This window comes from Natronincola peptidivorans, assembly GCF_900111615.1.
Lineage (GTDB): Bacteria > Bacillota > Clostridia > Peptostreptococcales > Natronincolaceae > Natronincola_A > Natronincola_A peptidivorans.
The window spans coordinates 399,462-416,251 of the sequence record NZ_FOHU01000001.1 but is presented as its reverse complement, the minus strand read 5'-3'; the positions used below and the strand labels follow the sequence as shown (position 1 = coordinate 416,251).

At 34.0% G+C, this 16,790-nt stretch carries 16 protein-coding genes; 12 read left to right on the top strand and 4 right to left on the bottom strand.

Annotated features, from left to right (window positions below; all coding sequences use genetic code 11):
- Window positions 1-19: 19 nt before the first annotated feature.
- On the top strand, window positions 20-460 hold the full coding sequence (locus BMX10_RS02140; RefSeq protein ID WP_090438568.1) for a SoxR reducing system RseC family protein: 441 nt from the start codon (window positions 20-22) through the stop codon (window positions 458-460).
- An 8-nt stretch (window positions 461-468) separates the two neighbouring features.
- Here the strand turns inward: BMX10_RS02140 and BMX10_RS02135 are convergent, their stop codons facing one another.
- Complete coding sequence (locus BMX10_RS02135; RefSeq protein WP_090438565.1) at window positions 469-903, bottom strand: threonine/serine exporter family protein; 435 nt, start codon at window positions 901-903, stop codon at window positions 469-471.
- Window positions 900-1,691 (bottom strand): threonine/serine exporter family protein, encoded by a 792-nt coding sequence (locus BMX10_RS02130; RefSeq protein ID WP_090438562.1) that lies wholly within the window; start codon window positions 1,689-1,691, stop codon window positions 900-902. Before BMX10_RS02130 ends, BMX10_RS02135 begins: the two co-directional genes overlap by 4 nt.
- 197 nt (window positions 1,692-1,888) lie before the next feature.
- Between BMX10_RS02130 and BMX10_RS02125 the strand changes: the two genes are divergently transcribed.
- The 9 genes from BMX10_RS02125 (at window position 1,889) to orr (ending at window position 12,800) form a co-directional block, all read left to right on the top strand.
- Window positions 1,889-3,124 carry a serine hydroxymethyltransferase gene (locus tag BMX10_RS02125; RefSeq protein WP_090438559.1) on the top strand — a complete coding sequence of 412 codons (1,236 nt, stop codon included), beginning with the start codon at window positions 1,889-1,891 and terminating at the stop codon, window positions 3,122-3,124.
- A gap of 169 nt (window positions 3,125-3,293) precedes the next feature.
- Window positions 3,294-4,706 (top strand): sigma-54 interaction domain-containing protein, encoded by a 1,413-nt coding sequence (locus BMX10_RS02120; protein WP_090438957.1) that lies wholly within the window; start codon window positions 3,294-3,296, stop codon window positions 4,704-4,706.
- Between the two features lie 295 nt (window positions 4,707-5,001).
- The gene (gene ord, locus BMX10_RS02115; protein ID WP_090438556.1) at window positions 5,002-6,048 is read left to right on the top strand and encodes a 2,4-diaminopentanoate dehydrogenase; all 1,047 of its coding nucleotides are present in this window, start codon (window positions 5,002-5,004) and stop codon (window positions 6,046-6,048) included.
- 8 nt (window positions 6,049-6,056) lie between these two features.
- Window positions 6,057-6,365 (top strand): 2-amino-4-oxopentanoate thiolase subunit OrtA, encoded by a 309-nt coding sequence (gene ortA, locus BMX10_RS02110; RefSeq protein ID WP_090438553.1) that lies wholly within the window; start codon window positions 6,057-6,059, stop codon window positions 6,363-6,365.
- Window positions 6,358-7,779 (top strand): 2-amino-4-oxopentanoate thiolase subunit OrtB, encoded by a 1,422-nt coding sequence (ortB, locus tag BMX10_RS02105; RefSeq protein ID WP_090438550.1) that lies wholly within the window; start codon window positions 6,358-6,360, stop codon window positions 7,777-7,779. The genes ortA and ortB overlap by 8 nt, the downstream gene beginning before the upstream one ends.
- A 20-nt stretch (window positions 7,780-7,799) precedes the next feature.
- Window positions 7,800-8,165, top strand: coding sequence for an ornithine aminomutase subunit alpha (locus BMX10_RS02100; protein ID WP_090438547.1), 366 nt, complete (start codon window positions 7,800-7,802; stop codon window positions 8,163-8,165).
- Window positions 8,165-10,375 (top strand): D-ornithine 4,5-aminomutase subunit OraE, encoded by a 2,211-nt coding sequence (gene oraE, locus BMX10_RS02095; RefSeq protein WP_090438545.1) that lies wholly within the window; start codon window positions 8,165-8,167, stop codon window positions 10,373-10,375. The genes BMX10_RS02100 and oraE overlap by 1 nt, the downstream gene beginning before the upstream one ends.
- Window positions 10,365-11,735 carry a GlmL-related ornithine degradation protein gene (locus tag BMX10_RS02090; protein WP_090438542.1) on the top strand — a complete coding sequence of 457 codons (1,371 nt, stop codon included), beginning with the start codon at window positions 10,365-10,367 and terminating at the stop codon, window positions 11,733-11,735. Before oraE ends, BMX10_RS02090 begins: the two co-directional genes overlap by 11 nt.
- Window positions 11,736-12,800 carry an ornithine racemase Orr gene (gene orr, locus BMX10_RS02085; protein ID WP_090438539.1) on the top strand — a complete coding sequence of 355 codons (1,065 nt, stop codon included), beginning with the start codon at window positions 11,736-11,738 and terminating at the stop codon, window positions 12,798-12,800. It abuts the gene before it with no gap.
- 164 nt (window positions 12,801-12,964) lie between these two features.
- On the opposite strand, the gene BMX10_RS02080 is transcribed toward orr, so the two are convergent.
- Together BMX10_RS02080 and BMX10_RS02075 are read right to left on the bottom strand one after the other, a co-directional pair.
- Window positions 12,965-13,390, bottom strand: coding sequence for a hypothetical protein (locus BMX10_RS02080; protein WP_090438536.1), 426 nt, complete (start codon window positions 13,388-13,390; stop codon window positions 12,965-12,967).
- On the bottom strand, window positions 13,377-14,417 hold the full coding sequence (locus BMX10_RS02075; RefSeq protein WP_090438532.1) for a hypothetical protein: 1,041 nt from the start codon (window positions 14,415-14,417) through the stop codon (window positions 13,377-13,379). The genes BMX10_RS02080 and BMX10_RS02075 overlap by 14 nt, the downstream gene beginning before the upstream one ends.
- 232 nt (window positions 14,418-14,649) lie before the next feature.
- Here BMX10_RS02075 and BMX10_RS02070 point away from each other — a divergent pair, with 232 nt between their 5' ends.
- Window positions 14,650-15,624, top strand: a complete 975-nt coding sequence (locus BMX10_RS02070) for a hypothetical protein (protein WP_090438529.1) — start codon at window positions 14,650-14,652, stop codon at window positions 15,622-15,624.
- A gap of 122 nt (window positions 15,625-15,746) precedes the next feature.
- Window positions 15,747-16,784: a low-specificity L-threonine aldolase gene (gene ltaE / locus BMX10_RS02065; RefSeq protein WP_090438525.1), complete on the top strand. Its 1,038-nt coding sequence runs from the start codon at window positions 15,747-15,749 to the stop codon at window positions 16,782-16,784.
- Window positions 16,785-16,790: the final 6 nt, after the last annotated feature.

The following is a 16,790-nucleotide window of genomic DNA, read 5'->3' as shown; positions in this document are numbered from 1 at the left end:
TAGGAGAGGAGGTAGTATGATGAGACAATGTGGTGTTGTAACAGAAACCAATAATAAAACAGCTAAAGTAATAATACAAAGACATTCCAGCTGTGGAAGCTGTAACGCTTGTAAAATGGGACAAGAGAATATGAAGATTGAAATAGATGCTATTAATGAGATAAATGCTAAAGTAGGACAAAGAGTAGAGGTAGATATGGAGGGCCGAAATGTTTTAACTGCTGCATTTATTATATATGTCATTCCTTTAGCAGCATTAATAGTGGGTATTCTAGTAAGTAGTGCTATTCTGCCTAATATAGGCATTGAAAATAACACAGAGATATATATTGCATTAATAGGATTTGTATTTATGGCACTAAGCTTCATAGGAATTAGAAAAAGAGAAAATAGGTTAAGAGAAAATAAAAAATTTGTGCCAATAATCACAGAAATAGCTGTTAATCAAGAAAAGATCTAATCGTTGCCTTAGATCTTTTTTCTTTGTTTTCTATAAGAATTTAGAGATAATACTATTGTTAAAGCTCCAGCAATAGAAATAGCAATTAATAGGGATTCACTACCATAACTTATAGCTAGGTCATAATCTCTTTCTAAAATAGAAAGCATTGTATAATATAAACCAAATCCAGGTACCAAAGGTACAATACCAGGAATAATATAGACTGTTAAAGGACGCTTTTCTAAAATGGCAAACACTTCTCCTATTAAAGCAATGATCAGGGAAGCTATAAATGTCGCCATAACAATAGAATCAAAATAATAGTTAAATAAGGTGAAAACAGTCCAACCTAGCGCGCCTCCAAATCCAGATTTAATCAAAGATGTCTTAGGAACATTAAAAAGAATTGCAAAACCAATAGTGCAAATAAAGGCAAATATGAAATTATTTATATACATCATATTAAGTTCCCTCCTGTAAAATACATCCAAAGCTTTAGAACAAAGCCCACACCAAAAGCAATGGAGGTAGCGATAATTAAAGCTTCAGCAGCTCTTGCTAATCCAGAAACTAAATCCCCTGCTATAGAGTCTCTTACAGCATTTGTCATAGCCACCCCGGGTACCATAACCATAATTGCACCTATTATTACTTTATCAATATTGATACCAGGATGCAAAGAAGATAAAAGGATGGCCATAGTCGCTGCTACCACTCCGCCAGAGGTGTTAGTAAGAAACGGTGGAAACTCTATACTATTTAGATATTTCAATGTATAGGTAACAAAAATACTAGTAATAAATGCACTAAGAAATTCTAAAAAATTAGCACCAAATAATAGTGCAAAAAATGCACTTGCTAAACCACCAAATGTTGCGTGGATATAATGAGGATAAGGTAATAAAAGATCTATTCTCTTTAATGCATTTATTCCATCTTGAATAGAAATATCATTCTCCACGAATTCTCTAGAAAAGTTATTTACTTCAGCGACCTTGTTGAGATTTATACTGCGTGTTTTAATACGTTTAATATAAGAAAGTATTTCTTCTTGGTTATTTCCTTTATTATCTACAGAAATAAAGATACCTGTTGGAGTTACATAAACATCAACATAAGAGAAGCCCTTGGATTTACATAATCTAATTATCGTATCCTCTACCCGGTAGGTCTCCGCTCCATTCTTTAACATTATTTCACCTGCATAGAGGGCTAAAACCAACGTTTTTTTCCTATTGATATTATTCACAATATCACCTCTAACTAATTAATATATCAATTATATATTAACCAATATCATAATATCAATGAAAAATACTTAAAATATTATAAATGGGATATGATAATAGTAGGTATTAAAGTCTATTTACTATAATGAGTTGCAATAATCTGCAAATAAACCTATAATATTACTAGAACTATACATCAATGAAAGGAGAAGGATGAATGAATTTTGATATACTAAAGAAATTAGATCCAAAAATATATGAAGTAACCATGAAGGAAAAGAATAGACAAGAAGGTAATATTGAGTTAATCGCTTCAGAAAATTTTGTATCTATAGGTATTATGGAGGCTATGGGGAGTTACCTGACCAATAAATATGCTGAAGGATATCCCAGTAGGAGATATTATGGAGGCTGTCAAGAGGTTGATATAGCAGAAGACTTAGCAAGAGAGCGCTTAAAAGAATTGTTTAATGCAGAGCATGCCAATGTACAACCTCATTCTGGATCAAATGCCAATCTAGGCGTATATTTTGCTGTTCTAAAACCAGGAGACAAGGTATTAGGTATGAATCTATCTCATGGAGGTCATCTAACCCATGGAAGTCCAGTAAATATTTCTGGTGTTTATTATAATTTTATTGAATATGGTGTAGATCAACATACACAGATGATTGATTATGAAGAAGTAAGAAGAATAGCAAATGAAGAGAAGCCTAAGCTTATTGTAGCAGGGGCAAGTGCTTATCCTAGAAAGATAGATTTTAAAAGATTCAAAGAAATAGCTGATGAGATAGGGGCATATTTAATGGTTGATATGGCTCATATTGCTGGTCTAATAGCTGCAGGGTTACATGAGAATCCTTGTGATTATGCAGATTTTGTTACTACAACTACCCATAAAACTCTAAGGGGGCCTAGAGGTGGAGCAATACTTTGCAAAGAAAAGTATGCTAAACTCATAGATAAAGCCATATTTCCAGGGATACAGGGTGGACCATTGATGCATGTAATAGCAGCCAAAGCTGTTGCCTTTAAAGAAGCACTAAGCTCTGAATTTAAGATATACCAACAACAGGTAGTAAATAATGCAATAAAGCTAGGAGAAGAATTACATAAAAAAGGCTTCGATTTAATATCAGGTGGTACAGATACACATTTACTATTAATCGATTTGAGAAATAAAAACATTACTGGTAAGGATGCTGAGAGACTATTAGATGAAGTAGGTGTAACTGTTAATAAAAATACTATACCCTACGACCCAGAAAGTCCTTTCGTAACTAGTGGTATCAGAATAGGAACACCAGCCGTAACCTCTAGAGGCATGAAGGAAGAAGAAATGGTGAAAATCGCAGATATTATTGATACTATTATTAATGATCCAAAGAAAATAATAGAAGCATCTAATATGGTAAAGGATATTTGCAGTCAATTTAAGCTATATCAAGAATAATTAAATAATAATTGTTAAGGCTCATGCCTTCATCTATGATTTATTGAAGAAAAGAGGAATTATTAAAATGAATAATTCCTTTTTTTTATTGATTTGGGAACCTAGAGATTCCTACTAAAAATTGATATAATTAAAACATAAGAAGCTTCATAATATGGGAGAGGATAAAATGATTACCAAGAGAACACTAATGGTAATACTGCAAAAAATATTGCACTCTATCGATGAAGGCATACATGTTATTAATAATGAAGGTATTACTATTTTGTATAATGAAGCAATGGCAGAGTTAGAAGGTATGGCAATGGAGGAAGTGATGGGGAAAAATCTATTAGATGTTTTTCCTTGTTTAACAGAAGAAACAAGTACATTATTAAAAGTACTTAAAACAGATTACCCTATTTATAACGAATGTCAAGTTTATTTAAATAATCAAAGAAAAGAAATAAACACAATCAATACCACAATACCATTATATTATGAAAATGAAAAAATAGGTGCCTTAGAAATAGCAAAAAACATTACAAAAATTAAGCGCTTATCGGATGAAATATTTAGGCTGCAACAAGCCCTAATAAAACCTGAGGTGAAGGAAAGTAAAATTAGGAGATATACTTTTGAAGACTTAGTTGGAAAAAGTCCTTTATTTGCAAAGGCAATACAATTAGCTAGAAGGACTGCTATTTCTTCTTCTAATATTTTAGTTTATGGGGAAACAGGAACAGGAAAAGAATTGTTTGCACAAAGCATACATTATCATAGTGATAGAAGCACAAAACCTTTTATTGCACAAAATTGTGCTGCTTTACCTGAAAGCTTATTAGAAGGTATATTATTTGGAACAACAAAGGGAAGCTTTACTGGTGCTATAGATAGACCTGGGTTATTTGAACAAGCATCTGGTGGCACTATTTTGCTAGATGAAATAAATTCTATGGGGCTGCAGCTTCAGGCTAAATTGTTAAGAGTACTCCAAGAAAGCAATATTAGAAGAATTGGTGGCCTAAAGGATATACCAATAAACGTTAGAGTAATTGCTACAACAAATGAAAAACCAGAGGAATTATTAGAGAAAGGTATTCTTAGGAAGGATTTATATTATAGATTAAAAGTTGTTAGCATTAACATTCCAAGTCTTCGAGAAAGAAGAGAAGATATAGGATTACTGACAGATTATTTCATTAGTAAATTTAATAAAAAGCTTAATAAAGAAGTATGGATGATATCTGAAGAAGTAAAAAGAGATTTTATAAACTATGAATGGCCAGGTAATGTGAGAGAACTAGAAAACTTAATCGAAAGCGCTATGAACTTTATTCAGGATGAACATATTTTAGTTAAAGAATTCTTTCCTGAATACATTATAAAAAATGATGAAGATAATTATAATGACTATAGAAATCCTTGGATAGAAAACCAAGAGGAGAAGTCTTTACCTTTAAAGCTACAAGATATCGAGGAACACTATATTAGGCAAGTGATGACAGTTTTTAAAGGAAATATTACACAAGCTGCAAATAAATTGGGAATCAAAAGACAAACTCTGCAACATAAACTTAAGAAATACAGCTACAAAGAATAAAAAAACGCAAAATATTTTGCTGCATACAGCAAAATATTTTGCGTTTTTTTTATTATATTAATAAAGTTTCTTTTATACCTTATAAAAGTGTGAATAACTATGTATATTGACTCCAAGGATACTTATTCTTTATTATAAAAGGTTAAAGGATTAAATATGGGTATACTTATATTAGTACCAATATAATGACTGTATAATTATAAATTAAAAAACATTTACTGTAGCATTCATTATTGGCAATTAATTTGCAGTATTAAAAATTAATAGCAAAATCAAAAATAATGGAGGGATTCATATGGACAATATCAAAGTATTAATATGGGGATTTGGTGCAATGGGTAGCGGAATGGCAGAAATGCTACTTAAGAAAAAGGGAGTAGAAATAGTAGGAGTATGTGACAGAAATGCTGATAGAAAAGGAAAAGACATGTTTGAGGTACTAGAAATTGACAGAGGAGAACGTCAACCAGTTATTATCACAGATAAGATTGAAGAGTTAGTTAAGGATAAAGCTATTGATGTTGTATTAATAGCAACTGATTCTTTTACTAAAGGCACTTTTGAGAAAATAAAATACATTGTAGAAAACAAAATCAATGTAATATCAACTGCTGAAGAAATGGCTTATCCACAAGCTCAAGAGCCAGAACTAGCGCAGGAAATGGATCGACTGGCAAAGGAAAATAAAGTTAGTATTCTAGGAACAGGGATTAATCCGGGCTTTGTACTTGATTTATTAATATTGGCATTAACAGGCACCTGTGAAGAAGTAGATTACATTAAAGCTGCTAGAATTAACGACTTGTCTCCTTTTGGTAAGGCAGTAATGGAGGAGCAAGGAGTAGGTTTAACGGTAGAAGAATTTGAAGAAGGAGTAAAGACAGGTAAGGTTGCTGGTCATGTAGGTTTTCCAGAATCAATTGGCATGGTAGCAGATGGAATTGGCTGGAAAATAGATAAAATTGAAGAAACAAGAGAACCAATTACAACAAATTTTGAAAGAATAACAAAGTATGCTAAGGTTGAAGCAGGAAATGTGGCTGGATGTCGTCAATGTGGCTATGGATATGTAAATGGAGAACTAAAAATTGATATGGAGCATCCTCAACAGGTACTTCCAGAAACTGAAGGAGTAGATACAGGAGATTATATTTGGATTAAAGGAACACCAGATATAAACATGCAGATTAAGCCAGAAATCCCAGGTGGCATTGGAACAATAGCTATGTGTGTAAATATGATTCCTCATGTAATCAATGCGTTACCTGGATTAAAAACAATGTTGGATTTGCCAGTACCAAGAGCAATTATGGGTGATATGAGAGAATTAGTACAAAGGTAGGGGATATAATGAAGGTTGAAAAAAACACATGGGTAAAGATTCATGATATTGTATTAACACCTAATGAAAGAGCACCACAAGTTCCCGCAGATACAAAGAAAGTTCCACTAGAGCTATGGACAAAAGGTTTTTTACTAAAGGATGGCATAGTGGGTGAAACAGTAGAAATATCAACAATAACAGGTAGAATAGTAGCAGGCACTTTGGTAGAAGTTCATCCTTATTATGATCATGATTTTGGCAAATCTTTTCCCGAACTTCTCGAAATAGGAATTCAATTAAAAGAAATCCTATGGGGAGGTGAAGAAAATGAATAAAGACCGAAGCTATGAAGCTGTAATGGCAAGAAAAAGTGAAATAATGAAGAGGGCAGTAGGAATCGATTATGCAGCATTTGAATCTGGAAGTATTGCATTTGATTACGAAAGAATGATGCAAGAAACTGGATACAGCCTACAGGAAATGCAAAAAATCCAAGGCGAAACTGGTGTAGGTAATACACCATTGCTGGAACTAAATAATATATCAGCTTTGGCTAGAAAATTCTCTCCAGAAGGCAAAGGAGCTAGAATATTTATTAAAGATGAAGCCACAAATCCTTCAGGAAGTTTTAAAGCTCGGAGGGCAGCTAATGCAGTATATCATGCTAAAAAATTAGGTTATAAAGGTGTCGTTGCAGCAACAAGCGGCAACTATGGAGCTGCTGTAGCTAGTCAAGCAGCAATGCATGGGTTAAAATGCATTATTCTTCAGGAATGCTATGATAGTACAGGGAAAGGACAACCAGAAATAATTGAAAAAGCTAGAAAATGCGAAGCTTTTGGGGCAGAGGTTGTGCAACTTACAGTAGGTCCTGAGTTATTCTATACTTTCCTTAAGATTTTAGAGGAAACAGGTTATTTTAATGCATCCCTTTATACGCCTTTTGGAATTGCTGGAGTAGAAACCTTGGGATATGAACTGTCTATGCAGTTTAGAGAAAGAGAAGGTAAGGATCCAGATGTAGTTGTATGTACCAATGCAGGTGGAGGGAACTTAACAGGAACCGCCAGAGGCTTAAGAAAAGCTGGAGCTGAAAATGTAAAAATTGTTGCAGCAAGTGTCAATCTAAAAGGACTTCATATGGCTAGTGACGGCCATTTTAATAAGAAATCCTTTACTACTGGGCATACTGGATTTGGCATGCCCTTTGCAACTTGGCCGGATCGATCAGATGTCCCCCGTTCAGCTGCTAGACCACTAAGATATATGGATCAATATGTTCTTGTAAACCAAGGAGAGGTCTTCTATATGACAGAGGCATTAGCTCAATTAGAGGGTCTAGAAAGGGGGCCTGCTGGGAACACTTCTCTAGCGGCAGCTTTTGCCCTAGCACAGGAATTGAATACAGATGAGATTATTGTAGTTCAAGAAACAGAATATACAGGTGCAGGGAAACATATCCTGCCACAACTGTCTTTTGCTAGAGATAATGGTATTAATATATTCTTTGGAAATCCAGATGAAGAAATACAAGGTGAAAATATTATTCTACCATCTCATCCTTCCTTAGTTAAAGCAAGAAATGTAGATTTAAATAAGCTAAGAGCTTCCTATATTAAAAATTGCATAGAAATTTCTGGAGCAAAGCAAATTACAAAGGAAGATCTAGCTTTTATCATTATGGATTGTAAATCATCAGAGAAATTTGCAGAAAAAGTTTTAGAGGAATTAAAGATTGAGATTGTTTAAAAAATTTGGAGGTGACGTCAATGAAAAGAGCCGATGATTTTCAGCAACGGCGACAACATTTAAAAAATCTTAAAGATGAAGATTTAGATAAGAGATTCTGGGAGCTAGCGGGCAAAATTGTGGATCCTATGATTGATCTAGCTCAAAATAATACAACACCATCTATCGAAAGGTCAGTTTTATTAAGAATGGGTTTCTCCAGCTTAGAAGCTAAAACTATCGTAGAAGGCGTTATTGATAGAGGCCTAATGGGTAAAGGGGCAGGCCATGTAGTATATAAATTAGCAAAAACAAAAGAAATGTCTATTAGAGAAGCAGGATTGGAATTAATAGAAGGTAGATCATGGGATGAAGTGCTTACAATCTTTAAAGGAGGTGTAAAGTAATGACCTTGAAGCCGAATGAAAAGCTAGATATAAAAAATATACTGAAGGATTTAGACAAATATAGGCCAAAGCGAAGAGGATGGACTTGGCGTAATAAGGAAGAGAATCTGCAGATGGGTCCTTTTACATTTAAAGATGCTTCTAGACCATTAGGAAATAGTACACCTCTACCCTCAGCAAAGTATTTTAATAACATTGATCCTCAGCCAGATGCAGTAATAACAACGGAAATAGCTTCAGGTAGATTTGAAGATGATATCCGCAGGATGAGAATGGCAGCTTGGCATGGTGCAGATCATATTATGGTTATTAGGACTGCTGGACAAAGTCATTTTGATGGTTTAATTGAAGGCACACCTCAGGGTATAGGAGGGATTCCTATAACTAGAAAACAGGTGAGAGCTCAAAGAAAAGCTTTGGATTTTATTGAAGAAGAAGTAGGAAGACCTATTAATTATCATTCTTATATTAGTGGGGTTGCAGGTCCAGAAATTGCTGTTATGTTTGCAGAAGAGGGAGTAAATGGCGCTCACCAAGATCCTCAATACAATGTACTCTATAGAAATATAAATATGATTCGTTCTTTTGTAGACGCAGCTGAAGCTAAGAAAACCATGGTATGGGCAGATATTGCACAAATAGATGGTGCTCATAATGCTAATGCAACAGCTAGAGAAGCTTGGAAGGTGATGCCAGAACTAATGGTGCAGCATGCATTAAACTCTATATATTCTGTAAAGGTTGGAATGAAAAAGGAAAACATATGTTTATCTACTGTTCCTCCAACAGCTCCGCCAGCTCCTTGTTTAACATTGGATTTACCTTATGCTGTAGCATTGAGGGAACTTTTTACTGAATATAAAATGAGAGCACAAATGAATACAAAATATATGGAATCTTCTACTAGAGAAGCTACTGTAACCCATGTGTTAAATCTATTGATTTCTAGACTTACTAGAGCAGATATTCAATCTACTATTACACCAGATGAAGGTAGAAATGTACCTTGGCATATCTATAATATCGAAGCATGTGATACAGCTAAACAAGCATTGGTAGGCCTAGACGGCTTAATGGATATGATAGAGCTAAAGAAAGAAGGAGAATTAAGAGACAAGGTTAGAGAGCTAAAGGAAAGAGCTGTCTTATTTATGGAGGAAGTACTGGAAGTAGGAGGATATTTTAAAGCTGTAGAGGATGGATTCTTTGTTGATTCAGGATACTACCCTGAAAGAAACGGGGATGGAATAGCAAGAAAGATAGATGGAGGTATTGGAGTAGGGACAGTTTATGAGAGAGATGAAGATTATTTTGCTCCAGTAACAGCTCATTTTGGCTACAACAATGTAGCACAATATGACTCAAAAGCAATAAATGATCCAGCAAACCTTATCGATGGATCTACCTTGGAAAAACCAGAAAAAATAGTGTACATTGATGAGTTGGATGAAACTGATAATGTAAACATAAGACTTGAAGAAACAGAGGATTTGAGATCATCCACCAAAGTAAAACCAGAAGTAGAATGGCTTGGAGATGGATACATTATGCTCAATCTATTCCTACCGCTTCCTAAGCGTGTTGCAGAATTCGCTTCTCTTGAAATGGCAAAAAAAATGGGACTAGAGGATGTAGAAGTAATCCATAAAGAAGAGATGCATCCAGCTGAAGGTACTAGGATTGAAATGAAAGGAAAACTTGCCTTTACTATTGATACAAAGGATTTAGTTATTCCTCCTGAGCCAGAAATTATGTCAGATGATGAAATAAGAGAAGAAATTGAAAATCAGCCTATGAAAATTGTCGCTGGTACTGTTGGAGAGGATGAGCATTCGGTTGGATTGAGAGAAATTATCGATATAAAGCATGGTGGCATAGAGAAATACGGTATTGAATGCCATTATTTAGGGACTTCAGTAGCCATAGAAAAATTAGTGGATGCAGCGATAGAATTGAATGCTGATGCTATATTAGCCTCTACGATTATTAGTCATGACGATATTCATTATAAAAATATGAAACGAATGCATGAACTATGTGTGGAAAAAGGAATACGAGATAAAATTATGATTCTTTGTGGAGGTACTCAGGTTAGTCCTGAGCTAGCAACGAAACAAGGGATAGATGCAGGTTTTGGTAGAGGTACCCAAGGTATTCATGTAGCTACCTTCCTTGTAAAGAGAAGAAGTGAAATAAAAAATGAGAATTGATGTTCTAGTTGCAGAAATAGGAAGTACAACGACTGTGGTTAATGCTTTTCAAAACATTCACACCCCCTGTCCTAAATTTATTGGACAGGGGCAATTCCCTACGACAGTTTTGGAGGGTGATGTCAACATAGGTCTACAAGGTGCCGTGGAGGATTTAAGAAAGCATCTAAATACTGACACCATTGAGTACAACGAAATGTTAGCCACCAGCAGTGCTGCTGGCGGCCTAAAAATGACTGTACATGGACTGGTTTATGACATGACTGTTAGAGCAGCTAAAGAAGCAGCTCTTGGAGCAGGTGCTATTATTCATAATATAACTGCCGGAAAATTAAGAAGGACAGATATAAAAAAAATAATGGAGATTAAACCCAATATTATCTTAATTGCTGGCGGTGTAGATTACGGTGAAAGAGATACTGCTATTTATAATGCAGAAAAAATAGTAGAATTAGATTTAGATATTCCTATAGTCTATGCAGGAAACATAGAAAACCAAGAGGAAATTAAAGAGATCTTTCTTAATACAGATAAAAAATTGTATATGATTGAAAATGTATATCCTAAAATTGATCAATTAAATATTGAGCCTACTCGTAAAGTGATTCAAGATGTCTTTGAGGAACATATTATTCATGCTGCCGGCATGACAAAAGTAAAAGATATGGTAAATGGACCTATTATACCAACCCCAGGTGCAGTCATGGAAGCTTCCAAACTTTTAAAGGAAGCTTTAGGGGATTTGATTACCTTTGATGTAGGAGGGGCTACAACAGATCTACACTCTGTCACAGAAGGCAGTGAAGAAATTAATCGCATTTTAATAAGCCCTGAGCCTATAGCCAAAAGAACTGTTGAGGGGGATTTAGGGGTATTTGTCAATATGTTAAACATAGTAGAAATAATTGGAAAAGAAAAGCTGTATAAAGAAATGGAATTAAATATAGATAAAATAGTAGAAACTTATTCACCCATCCCAAAAACTTCAGAAGAAATAGCATTTGTAGAAAGACTGACATTAGAGGCAGTAATGGTAGCTTTAGAACGACATGCTGGAAAACTAAGATACCTCTATGGTCCAGGTGGTAAAACCACTGTTGCTGAAGGAAAGGATTTATCTAACGTAAAGTATATTGTAGGTACTGGAGGAGCTTTGACAAGGCTACCTAATGGGAAGGATATTTTAAAAAAAGCTATCAATAAAAATAAAGAAAATATGTTGTTACCAACCGAAGAAGCTGAGATTATAATAGACAATTATTATATTATGGCATCCTTAGGAGTCTTGGCCAAGCGATACCCAGAAGCTGCTCTTAGCTTAATGCAGCAAAGTATGGGAATAAGTCAGAGGGAGGATTAAATGAACCCAAGAATTGAAATAAATTATAATAAATTAAAACATAACACCAATAGAATGGTAAGTAAATATAAAGAATATGATATTCATGTAGCAGCAGTTACTAAGGGATTTTGTGCTATGCCAGAAGTTGCTGAAGCAATTTATGATGGCGGCGTAAAATATTTTGCAGATTCTAGAGTAGAAAATCTAATCAAACTTAAAGATTTTCCTATAGAAAAAATACTATTAAGACTACCCATGATTAGTCAAGCAGGGGAGGTAATAAAACACGTAGATATCAGCTTAAACTCAGAGATAGGAACTATCAAGGTTCTTAATGAATATGCCTCTAAGTTTGATAAGCTCCATAAAATCGTATTGATGATGGATCTTGGTGATTTAAGAGAAGGATATTTTGATGAAAAAGAGCTAACTTCAGTTTGTAAAGAATTAAAAACACTAAAGAATATTAAAGTAATAGGGATAGGTACTAATTTAACATGTTTTGGAGGGGTTATTCCTGATGAGAAAAACCTCGGCAGGTTAGTAGAATTAGGACATTATATTGAAGAATTCTTAGGGACGGAACTAGAAATTATTAGTGGTGGTAATTCCAGCAGTGTGTATTTATTAGAGCAAGGCAAATTAGTAAAAGGAATCAATCAACTTCGGTTAGGTGAGGCTATCTTATTAGGAACAGAAAGTGCATATGGAGATAAGATAACTGAAAATTATCAGGATGTTTTTACCTTAGTAGCAGAAATTGTTGAAATCAAAGAAAAACCTTCAGTGCCAATAGGAGAAATCGGCAGAGATGCATTTGGTAACGTTCCGGTATTTGTAGATAAAGGCTTTAGAAAAAGAGCTATTCTGGCAATTGGAAAACAGGATTTTGGTACCCATGAAATAAAACCAGTTGAAAAAGGACTAGACATACTAGGCAGCAGCAGCGATCACCTTATTGTGGATATAACAGATTATGATAGAATGTTAAACATAGGAGATGAATTAAGTTTTCATGTTAGCTATGGTGCTATGCTGGCACTCATGACTAGTGAATATGTTTATAAAAAAATAATAAAATAATTATTAGAGATTGCAATCTGTCACTGAAGGTGGCAGGTTGCAATCTCTTTTGTATGAATAAATATAATTATAAAGAGTATATAGATTGTGCTGATTATGGTGAGTACCATAGGTAAAGAAAACAATATTTTGAACCCCTGAATGAAAGGGGGTTTTTATGTAGGCTAAATAATTGCTACAACTAATAACATAAGGTATAGCATCTGAACATGTTGTTTAGAAGATGTTACCTCTTCTTTTAAAAGTAAATTTTCCTCCTCCAGTTTTGCAATTTGATTATTAAGGGTTTCAATCTCATGCTTTAATGTATCTACTTGGTGCAAATCATCTCTTAGCATTTCAAACTTACTAATATTATCTTCCAAAGAAAGTATTTGATTCTTTGAAGTTATGATTTCGCTTTCTTTGTTTTGAAGCTCTTTTTGGATATTGCTAAATTGATGCTCGTATCCGTCTAATGCAGCTAATAATCTATCCTTTTCTTCTGTTAGGAATTTATTTTCTTTTTCTAGTGCCTGCAAATCTATTACGGAAGTACTTTTCTTTTCCTTAGGTATAAAGTTATTATTTGTTTTTTCATATTTCATCATATTTTTCACCTCCGAAACCTAAAAACTGGATTTTAGGATACAAACTACCAAACAAATAGTTGCAATGAATTGAATTTTCAATACTGTCAGTGTTAGATCTATATCCATATAGTTTGAAGCCAATTCCCTGGCTCTCATGTCTCAATGTAGGCATAGACCAACTTTCTCCTTCATCAATAGAATAACAGGAATACAATTTATTCATTTGCGTCCACACGCACCATAATATATTCTTATAATTAATAAGTATAGGAAAAGAACAATTAAGCTTTTCAGAAAGAGATAATACAGTAGTGGTTTCTTTTAGCTTGTTTTTATGAGAACACATATATTTTACAATTAACCCTTTCTCATCATGTTCACTCCAAGAGATATGAAAATCAGCATCATTAATGAATAGGCCATAGAGATAGACCTTATCTATTGGAGAATGAGTGATTTGAATAGATTTTTCCCACTTAGAATTAATCTTGTCATAAGTATTTAGGAATAATTGACTATAGTTTTCTTCTATTGAAGTATATAAAAGATAAAGATTTTCCTTTCCATCAAATATATGAAATGGATTCATGTATTTATCATAAGTAGCATTAATACTAAGTATTTCTTTGAATTTATCTCCATCTTGAATTAAATGAACTAAATCACATATATTCTTCTTTTTCTTAGATTGTAGATAATAAAAGAAGTGTATATCTTGATCAAACCTTTTTATCACTGGATAATAAACTATAAAATTATCGGGAGAATAGTCTTTGATTATTTCATGCATCCACTGATCATTCGATAGGAAATGATAATATAATGCCCCTTTTTTTGTATAAGTTAATATATGAATTTTATCCATGGGATCAATCTCTATGGAAAAGCTATTCACTTTTTCTTGAGAAACAATACTTTTTTCTGCCCACCTTCTACTTTCATCAGTTGTGATATACTCAAGCTGTTGTTTTTCATTCAAATAAAAATTGTATATTTGATTTTTTGAGGTTATAACAATAAACTCATAACCAGTCACAAAACCCACATAATCACATCCTAATACTATTTATTAGTAAAATATATGCTAATGAATAATAAAAATTACATATAATTAGAACCAGGGAAGTAATGGGTGCATACTTTACAATAGGAAAACTAAGATATTTATTCATAAAAAAAGCTGAATAATTAGCACCTAAACCAGGGGATTAACATATTTTACAGTAAGGGAAGTAATTTAAGTGTTAAAGCTATATTAAAAAAAGGAGTTGAGTTTAATGAAGGATAGAAATAATCCAAACCTTGAAGCAGCACAAATAGAAGAACCATGTTGTATAGCAGATACTGGATGTGTGTTTGATGGAGATTTAAGTAATGTAGTAGGTGAGTGTATTTTTATTGATAAAGTATATGATTCGGTGACCTTTAATCTACCAGGATTGCAACCTGCTTCAAAAGTACCTCTTGGTGCCCTGCCAACAACAAGGTGCGGCCCAAAATCTAAGATCACAAGAGTACTAGATATACGGGCTAGAAAATTCTTTAATCCTAAAAACATTAATGATCGTAGAAATCTAGAGATTACACCAAAAACAACACTATCAGGTGCAGAATTCGTGCTAGATGGCAAAGGTTGTCCTGTTACCGTGCCTGGTCCCGCAGGTATATTACAGTATTTAATTTATACAGATACCAATGAATGTGATGAAGTAGGTTTGGGAACACCAATTTTCGGTTCTCAAGAGATTGCAATTAGAGGTAATGTATTTGTAGCAGTAGATGTAGAATATATAGACGCACAAGGAGTAACAAGAGTAGCTACCCTTAAGACACTAGTTCCAGTGAATCAAACTCTAACAAACTTCTTTGAATTATGTATGCCATCTGTATTTGATTCTGCCTTCTTACCACAATTCACAGAGTTCTGCAATGTTTCATTTGTTGCTAGATTAGCTACTCAAAGCTTGCAAAGAGACATTATTTTTAACCCTACAACAGGAGAAATATTTGCAAACTTATTAATAGCGATAGCTGTTACCTGTGAAAAGAAAATAAAAGTTCCTGTTCAGCTTTGTGTATTAAGCACAGGCTTCTGCGAACAAGAGCCAAGAACTAGACCAATAATAGAAGACTTCCCACCACTATTCCCGCCACAAATAACTGAACAATTTATACCTCATCCTCCGAAGCCATGCCCACCACATAGACCAAGATATGAAACTTATGAGGCTGAGTCGTTAACAGAGGAGTAAAAAAAGTTAAAATAGCGAAAAAATCTGATGTCATATGACATCAGATTTTTTTTGCGGTTTCATTGGAAAAATACTATAAATCGATTATAATAGTATCAAGACTTCATAAAGGAGTGAAAACGATGAAAAAACTTGATTTTAGAAGTGATACTGTCACCATGCCTACAGCAAAAATGCTTGAAAGAATGGTACAAGCAGAGCTAGGAGATGATGTATATGGAGATGATAGTACTGTAAATAAATTAGAGGCATTAGCGGCTGAATTATTAGGAAAAGAAGCTGGCTTGTTCGTCCCTACTGGAACAATGGGTAATCTATTGGCTATTATGAGTCATACAACACCTGGACAGGAAATCATATTAGAGGAGAATTGTCATATTTATTTATATGAAGTTGCAGGTATAGCTAGAGTAGCAGGAGTGCAAGCAAAGCCTATTAAAGGTATCGATGGGGTTATGTCACCAAAAGATTTAGAAAATGCTATAAGGAAAGAAAATATTCATTTTCCTGAAACTGGGTTGATTTGTCTAGAGAACACCCATAACATGGCGGGTGGGATGGTGGTTCCACTAGAGAATATGGAAAGCATATATGCTTTGGCTAAGCATAAAAATATACCTTTGCATCTTGATGGGGCAAGAATCTTTAATGCATCAAGATATTTAAATAAAGATGTAAAAGAAATTGCACGATTTACAGATTCTGTTATGTTCTGTTTCTCAAAAGGATTGGGATCTCCTATAGGAAGTATGCTTGTGGGGACAAAGGATTTTATTAAAAAAGCGAGGAAACTTAGAAAGATGCTAGGGGGCGGCATGAGACAAGTTGGGGTTATTGCAGCAGCAGGAATCTTAGCTTTGGAGGAAATGCCTAAGGTGTTGGATATAGATCATACAAACGCAAAGCTCTTAGCAAAAGGATTAAATAAATTAGCAGGTATAAATATAGATATAGAAAAAATTCATACCAATATAGTAAATGTAGATTTTTCAAATACCGGACTATCAACAAATCAATTAATACCAAAACTCCAAGAAAGAGGACTTTTATCTAATCCACGAAATAATGATGTAATAAGATTCGTTACCCATAAAGATGTTAGCAGTGATGATGTGAAGGAAGCAATAGAAATGATAAAAGAAACTATAAACCAAGGATGATGCTGA

Bases quoted from the DNA above. Each gene is read 5' to 3' on its own strand.
- BMX10_RS02140 (WP_090438568.1), top strand. From the start codon at position 20: ATGAGACAATGTGGTGTTGTAACAGAAACCAATAATAAAACAGCTAAA.
- BMX10_RS02135 (WP_090438565.1), bottom strand. From the start codon at position 903: ATGATGTATATAAATAATTTCATATTTGCCTTTATTTGCACTATTGGT.
- BMX10_RS02125 (WP_090438559.1), top strand. From the start codon at position 1,889: ATGAATTTTGATATACTAAAGAAATTAGATCCAAAAATATATGAAGTA.
- BMX10_RS02120 (WP_090438957.1), top strand. From the start codon at position 3,294: ATGATTACCAAGAGAACACTAATGGTAATACTGCAAAAAATATTGCAC.
- ord (WP_090438556.1), top strand. From the start codon at position 5,002: ATGGACAATATCAAAGTATTAATATGGGGATTTGGTGCAATGGGTAGC.
- ortA (WP_090438553.1), top strand. From the start codon at position 6,057: ATGAAGGTTGAAAAAAACACATGGGTAAAGATTCATGATATTGTATTA.
- ortB (WP_090438550.1), top strand. From the start codon at position 6,358: ATGAATAAAGACCGAAGCTATGAAGCTGTAATGGCAAGAAAAAGTGAA.
- BMX10_RS02100 (WP_090438547.1), top strand. From the start codon at position 7,800: ATGAAAAGAGCCGATGATTTTCAGCAACGGCGACAACATTTAAAAAAT.
- oraE (WP_090438545.1), top strand. From the start codon at position 8,165: ATGACCTTGAAGCCGAATGAAAAGCTAGATATAAAAAATATACTGAAG.
- BMX10_RS02090 (WP_090438542.1), top strand. From the start codon at position 10,365: ATGAGAATTGATGTTCTAGTTGCAGAAATAGGAAGTACAACGACTGTG.
- orr (WP_090438539.1), top strand. From the start codon at position 11,736: ATGAACCCAAGAATTGAAATAAATTATAATAAATTAAAACATAACACC.
- BMX10_RS02080 (WP_090438536.1), bottom strand. From the start codon at position 13,390: ATGATGAAATATGAAAAAACAAATAATAACTTTATACCTAAGGAAAAG.
- BMX10_RS02070 (WP_090438529.1), top strand. From the start codon at position 14,650: ATGAAGGATAGAAATAATCCAAACCTTGAAGCAGCACAAATAGAAGAA.
- ltaE (WP_090438525.1), top strand. From the start codon at position 15,747: ATGAAAAAACTTGATTTTAGAAGTGATACTGTCACCATGCCTACAGCA.